1 rRNA gene is annotated in these 1,452 nt (G+C 58.3%); it reads left to right on the forward strand.

Annotated elements, in window-relative coordinates:
- Positions 1–23 precede the first annotated feature (23 nt).
- Positions 24–1,452 (forward strand): 16S ribosomal RNA (locus BM048_RS17600); the annotation flags it as partial.

The raw sequence follows: 1,452 nt of genomic DNA on the forward strand, positions 1-1,452 counted from the left end.
GGTGGTGTGGTTGTTGTCTATCATTGACGGAGAGTTTGATTCTGGCTCAGGACGAACGCTGGCGGCGTGCTTAACACATGCAAGTCGAACGGTGATCTCCAGCTTGCTGGGGTGATCAGTGGCGAACGGGTGAGTAACACGTGAGTAACCTGCCCCTGACTCTGGGATAACTGCTGGAAACGGTGGCTAATACCGGATATGACGTGTGCCTGCATGGGTGTGCGTGGAAAGTTTTTCGGTCAGGGATGGGCTCGCGGCCTATCAGCTTGTTGGTGGGGTGATGGCCTACCAAGGCGACGACGGGTAGCCGGCCTGAGAGGGCGACCGGCCACACTGGGACTGAGACACGGCCCAGACTCCTACGGGAGGCAGCAGTGGGGAATATTGCACAATGGGCGAAAGCCTGATGCAGCGACGCCGCGTGAGGGATGACGGCCTTCGGGTTGTAAACCTCTTTCAGCAGGGAAGAAGCGAGAGTGACGGTACCTGCAGAAGAAGCGCCGGCTAACTACGTGCCAGCAGCCGCGGTAATACGTAGGGCGCAAGCGTTGTCCGGAATTATTGGGCGTAAAGAGCTCGTAGGCGGTGTGTCGCGTCTGCTGTGAAATCCTCAGGCTCAACCTGGGGCTTGCAGTGGGTACGGGCACACTAGAGTGCGGTAGGGGTGACTGGAATTCCTGGTGTAGCGGTGGAATGCGCAGATATCAGGAGGAACACCGATGGCGAAGGCAGGTCACTGGGCCGCAACTGACGCTGAGGAGCGAAAGCATGGGGAGCGAACAGGATTAGATACCCTGGTAGTCCATGCCGTAAACGTTGGGCACTAGGTGTGGGGTCCATTCCACGGATTCCGTGCCGCAGCAAACGCATTAAGTGCCCCGCCTGGGGAGTACGGCCGCAAGGCTAAAACTCAAAGAAATTGACGGGGGCCCGCACAAGCGGCGGAGCATGCGGATTAATTCGATGCAACGCGAAGAACCTTACCAAGGCTTGACATGCACCGGTAACACTCAGAGATGGGTGCCCCGCAAGGTCGGTGCACAGGTGGTGCATGGTTGTCGTCAGCTCGTGTCGTGAGATGTTGGGTTAAGTCCCGCAACGAGCGCAACCCTCGTTCCATGTTGCCAGCGGGTCGTGCCGGGGACTCATGGGAGACTGCCGGGGTCAACTCGGAGGAAGGTGGGGATGACGTCAAATCATCATGCCCCTTATGTCTTGGGCTTCACGCATGCTACAATGGCCGGTACAAAGGGCTGCGATACCGCGAGGTGGAGCGAATCCCAAAAAGCCGGTCTCAGTTCGGATTGGGGTCTGCAACTCGACCCCATGAAGTCGGAGTCGCTAGTAATCGCAGATCAGCAACGCTGCGGTGAATACGTTCCCGGGCCTTGTACACACCGCCCGTCAAGTCACGAAAGTCGGTAACACCCGAAGCCGGTGGCCCAACCTCCT

Origin of the sequence: Cellulomonas marina, assembly GCF_900111925.1 — a bacterium.
In the GTDB taxonomy this organism is placed as follows: domain Bacteria; phylum Actinomycetota; class Actinomycetes; order Actinomycetales; family Cellulomonadaceae; genus Cellulomonas; species Cellulomonas marina.